Origin of the sequence: Aeromonas sp. PrichA-15 (genome assembly GCF_017939245.1) — a bacterium.
In the GTDB taxonomy this organism is placed as follows: Bacteria; Pseudomonadota; Gammaproteobacteria; order Enterobacterales; family Aeromonadaceae; genus Aeromonas; species Aeromonas caviae.
The window spans coordinates 1-8032 of record NZ_JAGKRH010000292.1; the positions used below are offsets into that span (position 1 = coordinate 1).

8 protein-coding genes and 1 pseudogene are annotated in these 8032 nt (G+C 46.4%); 3 read left to right on the top strand and 6 right to left on the bottom strand.

Annotated elements, in window-relative coordinates; all coding sequences use genetic code 11:
• The first annotated feature begins 163 nt into the window (after window positions 1-163).
• Complete coding sequence (gene blaVEB / locus J9889_RS21310) at window positions 164-1063, top strand: VEB family extended-spectrum class A beta-lactamase (RefSeq protein ID WP_210558098.1); 900 nt, start codon at window positions 164-166, stop codon at window positions 1061-1063.
• Between the two features lie 467 nt (window positions 1064-1530).
• Here the strand turns inward: blaVEB and J9889_RS21315 are convergent, their stop codons facing one another.
• The gene (locus J9889_RS21315; protein ID WP_210558101.1) at window positions 1531-2013 is read right to left on the bottom strand and encodes a LysE family translocator; all 483 of its coding nucleotides are present in this window, start codon (window positions 2011-2013) and stop codon (window positions 1531-1533) included.
• A gap of 114 nt (window positions 2014-2127) precedes the next feature.
• On the opposite strand from J9889_RS21315, the gene J9889_RS21320 reads away from it, so the two are divergent.
• Complete coding sequence (locus J9889_RS21320; protein WP_210558102.1) at window positions 2128-2568, top strand: Lrp/AsnC family transcriptional regulator; 441 nt, start codon at window positions 2128-2130, stop codon at window positions 2566-2568.
• Between the two features lie 215 nt (window positions 2569-2783).
• Entirely contained in the window at window positions 2784-3962 is a 1179-nt protein-coding gene (locus J9889_RS21325) for a lytic polysaccharide monooxygenase (protein ID WP_145472517.1), read from the top strand.
• A 116-nt stretch (window positions 3963-4078) separates the two neighbouring features.
• On the opposite strand, the gene J9889_RS21330 is transcribed toward J9889_RS21325, so the two are convergent.
• The 5 genes and pseudogenes from J9889_RS21330 to J9889_RS21350 form a co-directional block, all read right to left on the bottom strand.
• Window positions 4079-4699, bottom strand: a complete 621-nt coding sequence (locus tag J9889_RS21330; protein ID WP_140073535.1) for an HAD-IB family hydrolase — start codon at window positions 4697-4699, stop codon at window positions 4079-4081.
• A 38-nt stretch (window positions 4700-4737) separates the two neighbouring features.
• Complete coding sequence (locus J9889_RS21335) at window positions 4738-5049, bottom strand: cupin domain-containing protein (RefSeq protein ID WP_085344444.1); 312 nt, start codon at window positions 5047-5049, stop codon at window positions 4738-4740.
• Window positions 5050-5058: 9 nt separating this feature from the next.
• Complete coding sequence (locus tag J9889_RS21340) at window positions 5059-5709, bottom strand: Qnr family pentapeptide repeat protein (protein ID WP_210558105.1); 651 nt, start codon at window positions 5707-5709, stop codon at window positions 5059-5061.
• 255 nt (window positions 5710-5964) lie between these two features.
• Window positions 5965-7506, bottom strand: a complete 1542-nt coding sequence (locus tag J9889_RS21345; protein WP_000050481.1) for an IS91-like element ISCR1 family transposase — start codon at window positions 7504-7506, stop codon at window positions 5965-5967.
• Window positions 7507-7910: 404 nt separating this feature from the next.
• Window positions 7911-8032: pseudogene (locus tag J9889_RS21350) on the bottom strand (sulfonamide-resistant dihydropteroate synthase Sul1); the annotation flags it as partial.

Consider the following 8032-nt stretch of genomic DNA (forward strand, 5'->3'; position numbering starts at 1 on the left):
AAATTTAAGGGGAAAACGTGTCCCGGGTCAACTGCTTTTCAAGAGTAAGCAACTTCTGATAAGATACTTTATGTCAGCAGGGTCTGTTTTCGGGTTGCGGTTTTGCTGAATGCGGGGCGTAGTTTCCTAAATCGATAATTTAACCAGATAGGAGTACAGACATATGAAAATCGTAAAAAGGATATTATTAGTATTGTTAAGTTTATTTTTTACAGTTGTGTATTCAAATGCTCAAGCTGACAACTTAACTTTGAAAATTGAGAATGTTTTAAAGGCAAAAAATGCCAGAATAGGAGTAGCAATATTCAACAGCAATGAGAAGGATACTTTGAAGATTAATAACGACTTCCATTTCCCGATGCAAAGCGTTATGAAATTTCCGATTGCTTTAGCCGTTTTGTCTGAGATAGATAAAGGGAATCTTTCTTTTGAACAAAAAATAGAGATTACCCCTCAAGACCTTTTGCCTAAAACGTGGAGTCCGATTAAAGAGGAATTCCCTAATGGAACAACTTTGACGATTGAACAAATACTAAATTATACAGTATCAGAGAGCGACAATATTGGTTGTGATATTTTGCTAAAATTAATCGGAGGAACTGATTCTGTTCAAAAATTCTTGAATGCTAATCATTTCACTGATATTTCAATCAAAGCAAACGAAGAACAAATGCACAAGGATTGGAATACCCAATATCAAAATTGGGCAACCCCAACAGCGATGAACAAACTGTTAATAGATACTTATAATAATAAGAACCAATTACTTTCTAAAAAAAGTTATGATTTTATTTGGAAAATTATGAGAGAAACAACAACAGGAAGTAACCGATTAAAAGGACAATTACCAAAGAATACAATTGTTGCTCATAAAACAGGGACTTCCGGAATAAATAATGGAATTGCAGCAGCCACTAATGATGTTGGGGTAATTACTTTACCGAATGGACAATTAATTTTTATAAGCGTATTTGTTGCAGAGTCCAAAGAAACTTCGGAAATTAATGAAAAGATTATTTCAGACATTGCAAAAATAACGTGGAATTACTATTTGAATAAATAAAAAACTACCGCTAACACTGGCTCATAGGCAATGGCGGGTTGAAGTGCAATTTGCAAAGTCGGTAGCCCGCCCGAGCGTTTTCTCGGTTTGACAGGAAAGGCTCACGCAAACCGCCACTGCCCATAGCCCAAACCGTTATGGTTCAGTGGTGAAAAAAAGCGAAATTGGTATTTTTAGGTTTTTGTGCTTTTGGAGACTGGAAAAGAAAATTGAGTGTTTGTTGCGGAACTGAAAAATGGAAAGTTTCTTGAAAGGCTACCGTTGAGAGGAACAAAAAAGAAAAAAAGAAAACTTGGACGCAGATTGTTCCGGTCTATGCTCCTTCGGAGCGAATGGTTCTTCAGCGGAATCTGCATGGATCTTAAGTCTGCAAGGGTTTGCGTTGTGGTTGCGACCAACGAGAAACGGCTCCGAGAGTTTGGCAGTTCAAGCTCGCAACGTAAAGAAAAATTGAAGTTTTTTGTTTTTTAAGTGAAAATGAATACTTTTGGGAAACGGTAGCAAATTCTGAAAAATAAAGAATTGACCGCAACAAAACCCCTTACCAGCTTTGAGCTGTACACGGTAATAGCCGTTAACGCCATCGACCAACCCTTCGGGTTCACCCATTGGAATGCCACCGCCCCTAAAAAAGACATTGGGCGAAAATCGTGTTTTGCTTCGGTTTTGCCGCTCGTGGCGATTTTGTACGTCAAGTACAGCAAATAACTCAAGCTCAATACTTTCAAAATGGAGTGAGTAATTGGGTAAGCGTTGAAGAGGCTCATCAAGCCAATGCCCACCAAAATTAACATGGCACCAAAACCGAAGGTAATGCCCAACATGTGTGGAATGGTGCGTTTAAAGCCAACATTTGCCCCTGAGGTCATCAACATAATGTTATTGGGACCCGGCGTAAAAGTGGAGACAAAAGCGAACAACGCCAAAGCGCCCAGTTGATGATATTCCATAGATTGTTCCTTGAATCTGTTCTCGATAAGTTGAGAACAACTATAAGTAGAACTGAGGTCAATATTGTGCTTTTATTTGATGATTAGAAACCAAATAAGCAATGAAACATCATCATGGATAGATTTGACGAAAGAATATTGCAAGTGCTCAAACGAGACGGAAGAATCTCCAATGTAGAGCTGTCGGAACGCGTTGGTTTATCTCCGTCTGCAACCTTACGCCGAGTGCAAGATTTAGAGCGTAAAGGCGTGATCAAAGGCTACCGAGCGGTGCTGGATAATCAGCAACTTGGTGTGGGTTTTGTCGCTTACGTGTCTATTGGTTTGGCCTCGCACTCTAAACAAGCACAGCTTGGTTTTGAAGAACACGTGCGCTTTGTAGATGAAGTGGTGGAATGTCACAATATTACGGGAGCCAATGAATATTTAATACGCGTAGAAACGCAAAGTTTAGCCGCATATAAAGCGTTCCATGCCGATGTACTGGGTGAGTGTAAGCACGTCAAGTCGATCACAACCATGGTGGTAATGGACACACCGAAAGACGAACGTTAGTCGGTCAAGAGTGGCATGGTTTTGTGGCACATGAATTTGAAGTGACTCGAAAGAGTCAGTCGAGTATGAGATAAGTACACAACAAATGCTGGAAAGCAGATGGCACTCTTACAATTTCCACCTTTATTCTCACCTTCGAAATAATCTCATCCTGCTAGTTTTGCTTAAACCGCTTGTGTTTCAGAGCGGCGAGTCAGCAAATTTAAGGATGAACGATGAAATCACATGTAACACTTCCTCTTTTGAGCTTAAGCGCTGTTGCCGCATTGAGCTCATTTAACGTCAACGCCCACGGCTGGGTAGAATTTCCAAGTGCTCGTCAGAATACGTGTTATTTAGACGGTGGTTTTTGGACCAATGAGATCCCCAACCAAGCGTGTAAAGCGGCTTTTGAAGAATCTGGTGCTTACCCGTTTGTGCAACGCAGTGAAATTGCAGCAAACGTACCAAATTACCGAGATATGGAGCATGTTAAAGCCGTAGTCCGTGACGGCGAACTGTGTTCTGCCGGCGATGCCGCTAAGAAAGGCTTGAACATTCCTTCTCCAAACTGGCAGCGCACCAATGTTACGCCAGATGCAAATAACCAGATTGAATTGGTGTTTTACGGCAAGGCGCCGCACAACCCATCATACTGGGAATTCTATCTCACCAAGCCGACCTATGATGATTCAAAACCGCTTACTTGGGGGGATTTAGAGCTGATTGACACCGCAGGTGACGTGTATGTTGATGCGGAAAAACGCTACCGTATTCAGGTGACTTTCCCTGCTGATCGTTCCGGCGATGCGGTGCTTTATACTCGTTGGCAGCGCATTGATGTCGCTGGTGAAGGTTTCTACAACTGTAGTGACATTACGTTAAACGGAACGGGCACGACGCCACCGACTGACCCTGTTGATCCAACCGAACCGGGCAACAATCTGACATCTCTGGGCTACTTTGTTCAGCAAGGTTTTGGACCAGTAGAAGCGGGTGACACCATCCGTTTCCGTACGTTTAATGCGACAGGCAATGAAATTGTTGATATTTCACTACCAATCAGCACAAACAATACGGCTACTTGGGCGGCAGAAATAGCAGATCAATTTAACGCACAGCAAACGGGCGATTGGTATGTGGGCATTTGGCATCAAGAGATGAACCACTATATGTTCGATAGTAAGAACGTGAATGCAAACCAAGTATTAGCGCCAAGTGCAGACTTCAGTTATGCGTTGTCACTGATCAAAGCGGATGTACCGCCACCAGTTGAACCAACCAACTTGTGGGACAAGACGACCGTTTACGACCAAGGTGATGTGGTGACGCACAACGGTAAAGAATGGACTGCCCAGTGGTGGACGTCTGGTGAGGAACCAGGCACAACGGGTCAATGGGGGGTATGGCGTTAAGTCATTTATTCGGGCCCTGATCAATAAAACCCTTCTCATGTGAGAAGGGTTTGTTTTTTCAGTCTAAAACGACAACTTTGGTCGAGTGGTTGTCTTGAAAATCAGAGCACATATCGTTATTCGCTTGCTCTCCACTCGCTCCAGTTGAGCATCGCGTAGTCTGCCAGTTTGAGCATCGGAATGTCTTCGTGTGTATCACCGTAGGCATAAATAGACTCAAACTCGTCGAGCGAAAACGCCGCCTTAACGCGCGAGACTTTTCTTTCTAAACTGCAATCACCTTGCTGGTAAAAGCCACTCAGTTTTGGCTGCTCTGAGATCAGTTCACTGCACAGCAAGTGGTAACCGTTCGCTTCACACCAAGGCTTGAGATACGCATTGAGTGATGCCGACACCACCACAATGGTATCGCCTCTGTGTTGATGCCAAGTCAACCTTTCCATCGCTTCTGGCCGTAAGTACAGCGGGATCACTTCATGGGCAAACTGAGCGCCAATCGCTTCAATTTGCTGCGTTTCTTTCCCTGAAAATGCAATAAAACTGCTGAGCGGACGCATAAGACGAGCGGGTAACACTCCGAGTTTGTACAGCGCATAAAATGGCATGATAGCGACCTTTCCTACTCGTTTGCGCAGGCCATAAGCAGAATAGTGGAGGAAAAGGCTAAACATATCCTCTCGGGTAATGGTGCCATCAAAATCAAACAGTGCCAGTGACGGCTTGGTAGTATCGAGCAAATTCAGCGCCTATTTTTCGATTTAAGATCGTTTTGTGTTTATTGATAAAACACTGCCAACCAAATGGTTTCTTGCGTTGGGTCTGTCCAGCTCACTTTGTGTTTGGTATGAGCTGGAATCGTAACGTGATCGCCTGCCTCAAGTCGTTTCACTACACCTGATTCAAAAGTCAGCTCTCCAGCTCCTTTAAGAACCAATACCCATTCATGTTCTTCTTGATCGTACCAGCCACTTTTGGGCGAGGTTTGCCCTGTTGAGACAATGCGTTCTATACGCAGGTTTTTGTGGGTCAGCAGGTCTTCGAACACTTCCTCGTCGAGGTTATTCGGTAAGTCTTTAAACAGGTTCATGGCCTTTCCTTAGATAATGATCAGTCCAAAAGGCGCAAGCAATTGCTCTTGTTGCCAATCACAAATTTTAACACCAAACAGAGAAACGCGGCGAACATCCAGCCCGTCTAGTTCGACATGAGTCAGATCACATTGCTCAACGTTAAAGGTTCCCCATTGTTCTGGCGAGAATTCGCAGCGAGATAAATCCGAGCCTTTGAGAGTTGCCCCTGCGAGGTTCGCACCGTTCCAACGGTTTTCAAAGAGGTCACATTTTTCTAGTAACACTCGCTCGAAGTTACAGTAGGTGAGGTTGCAACCAGTAATAAAAGCCGAACAGAAAAACATGGTGTTACTGACGCGATTAGCAAAGTTCGCACCTTGGAAGTTTGCCCCTTTGAGATCGCACTTACGCAGTTCTAAGCCCATACAATTTGCGCCGTTAAACAGGCTCATTGCCAGCATACAGTTCGTAAAGCTAGCATCTTTTAAGTTCGCGAAACGAAAACTACATCCTTCTAGTGCTTTGGATTCGATAAAGCGACAGTCGATGAACTTAGCATCGCGCAGATCGGCATGGTCGAAACTGCACATATAAAAGTGGCAGTTTTTAAAGGTGGCATTCTGAAAATCGTGATGAGAAAAGTTTTCTCGTTCAAAAATTCGATCGGTTTTTAACATGTCTTCTCCTTATCTGCGAGCAGGGGTATAGGAAGTATAAACCACCTTTTTGCTCCTCATCCGAAGTATCTTACCTGAAATTCCCTCACTCGTTTACCGCTCAAGCCCCAATTTTAACTGCCGGTCCAGCCTAAACCGCTCTAATAAGGTTCGATTTGGCGGTAAAATCTCTAGCCTGATAGCTCGAGAGATACAAACTGCCCCACCGCCCCGTTTAAAAGTTGGCAGTGTTGAGCAGTGTTGGATTTGGGGTCGTCAGTCAAAGAGACGACTCTGTGATGGATCGAACAGGCTGGGAGTCAGTGGCGGCGCTCGTTCTGGTGGCAGCTCACGCTGCTTGGCGGCATTCGCCTTGGCTGTTTTCTGTTTCAGATGCTTGAGAATCTGCTCAATGACCTTCGGATCTTCGATGCTGGCAATCACTTTGACGTGACCGCCGCAGTGTTCGCAGACTTCAATATCAATATTGAAGACTCGCTTGAGGCGTTGCATCCAGGTCATGGCGCGGTGGCGCTCTGCAGGACTCTTGTCACGCCAGTTAGTATCGAGACCTTCCGATTTGTCGGGCTTCTTGCCCCGCTTGGCGGGTGTTACTTGAACTCGGTGTTTGCTGTTCGGTGCAAAGACGCCGTGGAAGCGTGTGAGGTTGACTCGCGGCTTAGGTACCAACGCAGCGAGTTTGGCGATGAAGTCCAGCGGCTCGAAGATCACATGGGTGGTGCCATTGCGGTACGGAGTTTTGAGCTCGTAACGCACCTGCCCATTGGCGGTTAATGCCAGACGTTTTTCTGAAACCGCTGGCCGACTAATGTAGCGACACAAGCGCTCAAGCTTATCCCGCTGATGCGCTTCGGCCATCACACCGGCGTGTAGCGAGAAACCAGCATGGTTGGCTACTCGACTGCTTGAGTCGGCTTTATCCTCACGCCCTGGCAAGGTTTGCAGGGTGAAGACTTTGCGCCCTTGCTGGGGGCCGACGGCAATGCGATACGTAACCGAAGCACCATGTAATTGAGTCAGCGTATCGTCTTCGCCCTCTTCCAGTGTCAACCACGTATTCTCGGCATCACGCTCCAAAATCCCACGCTTTTCCATGCAGCGAGCGATGCGATGGCTGAGGGTGTGAGCGAGCGTATTCAGCTCATCGTAAGTGGGTGCCTTGACACGATGGAAGCGTTGCTTGCCATAGTCATCTTCGGCATAGACACCATCGAGAAACAGCATGTGGTAGTGGACATTGAGATTTAGCGCGGAGCCAAAGCGTTGGATAAGAGTCACTGAGCCAGTTTGTGCAGAGGCTTTGGTGTAACCGGCTTTTTTGATCAGATGAGTTGAGAGTGTACGATAGACGATACTCAAGACCTGGCCCATCAGCTGGGGATGGCGAGCCAGCAAAAAGCGTAGCTGGAAAGGAAAGCTGAGCACCCACTGGCGAATGGGCTCCTTGGGGAAGACTTCGTCTATCAGCAGCGCCGCACTCTCGGCCATCCGGCGGGCACCGCAGCTAGGGCAAAAGCCGCGTCGTTTACAGCTGAAGGCGACCAGACGCTCGTGATGACAATCCTCGCAGCGAACCCGCATGAAACCATACTCCAGACGGCCACATTGGAGGAGGTCGTTGAATTCTTGTTGGATGTAGCGAGGCAGGTGTTGACCTTGGGCTTCGAGTGAGGCTTTGAAGGCTGGGTAGTGCTGCTCAACCAGCTGGTAGAGCAGCGTCTGGTCGGGTTGGTGGCGTTCGTAACCGTTTGTTTGAGTGGGCGATTGACTCGCCGTGGCGTTCCTTGCCAGCGACATGGGTATCCTCCGCTGATACTGTGGTTATGTACAGTATCAGCGGCTTGCGTTCAGACGTCCAGTCTGGCCCTAGACATCGCTAAATGCTTAACCCGCAATAGCCCTCACGAGTTGTTATCAGCCACTACCGGTTGAGCGAGAAGGTTTTGGGTTCAGGGTGCTATTGCTCCACCAATCACAATACTGAAGCCCCAACTGTTATCAGTTGGGGCTTTTTCTTGTCTGTTTGCGGCGGTTGCGTTTTATCGGTAGTCGTCGAGCTCTGCACCATCCCACATAAGAGCTTAACGGTGCGATCTTCAACGCCATCACACAAAACTTTCTTTTTCACGCACAGTCAACTTATTGGATGTTTTATTAACAACCCAAAAGGAGATATTTAGCGGGCGGCCGGAAGGTGAATGCTAGGCATGATCTAACCCTCGGTCTCTGGCGTCGCGACTGCGAAATTTCGCGAGGGTTTCCGAGAAGGTGATTGCGCTTCGCAGATCTCCAGGCGCGTGGGTGCGGACGTAGTCAGCGCCAT

Bases quoted from the DNA above. Each gene is read 5' to 3' on its own strand.
- J9889_RS21315 (WP_210558101.1), bottom strand. From the start codon at position 2,013: ATGGAATATCATCAACTGGGCGCTTTGGCGTTGTTCGCTTTTGTCTCC.
- blaVEB (WP_210558098.1), top strand. From the start codon at position 164: ATGAAAATCGTAAAAAGGATATTATTAGTATTGTTAAGTTTATTTTTT.
- J9889_RS21325 (WP_145472517.1), top strand. From the start codon at position 2,784: ATGAAATCACATGTAACACTTCCTCTTTTGAGCTTAAGCGCTGTTGCC.
- J9889_RS21335 (WP_085344444.1), bottom strand. From the start codon at position 5,049: ATGAACCTGTTTAAAGACTTACCGAATAACCTCGACGAGGAAGTGTTC.
- J9889_RS21345 (WP_000050481.1), bottom strand. From the start codon at position 7,506: ATGTCGCTGGCAAGGAACGCCACGGCGAGTCAATCGCCCACTCAAACA.
- J9889_RS21320 (WP_210558102.1), top strand. From the start codon at position 2,128: ATGGATAGATTTGACGAAAGAATATTGCAAGTGCTCAAACGAGACGGA.
- J9889_RS21340 (WP_210558105.1), bottom strand. From the start codon at position 5,709: ATGTTAAAAACCGATCGAATTTTTGAACGAGAAAACTTTTCTCATCAC.